Annotated in this window: 2 rRNA genes; both read right to left on the reverse strand. The window is 56.1% G+C overall.

Annotated features, from left to right (window positions below):
• Positions 1 to 27: 27 nt before the first annotated feature.
• Positions 28 to 140: ribosomal RNA gene (rrf, locus tag AC1DE1_RS20890) — 5S ribosomal RNA — on the reverse strand.
• A gap of 183 nt (positions 141 to 323) precedes the next feature.
• Positions 324 to 403 (reverse strand): 23S ribosomal RNA (locus tag AC1DE1_RS20895); the annotation flags it as partial.

Consider the following 403-nt stretch of genomic DNA (forward strand, 5'->3'; position numbering starts at 1 on the left):
GATGGGAAGGCGTTTGAGGGATAAAGCCCCTGGCGGTGACCTACTCTTGCATGAGAATTCACACTACCATCGGCGCAGCTGCGTTTCACTTCCGAGTTCGGGATGGGATCGGGTGGGGCCACAGCGCTATAGCCGCCAGGGAAGGGGTGCGGACAGCGCACGAATGCGCCAGTCCGGCAAAGGGGTAAACGAGTGACAAGCGTCGAGGTGAAATTTTGTTTCGAGATGCATTCGTCGAAGCGTGCTTTTCCTGAGGAGTGCGGCCATGGATGGCCGCTTTTACTCGCGCAGGAAGCGCGTTAAACAAAGCGTCTTGGGGTTATATGGTCAAGCCTCACGGCTCATTAGTACGCGTAAGCTCAATGCATTGCTGCACTTCCACACCGCGCCTATCAACCACCTA

The sequence above is a fragment of the Dyella sp. 05T440 genome (genome assembly GCF_056395965.1).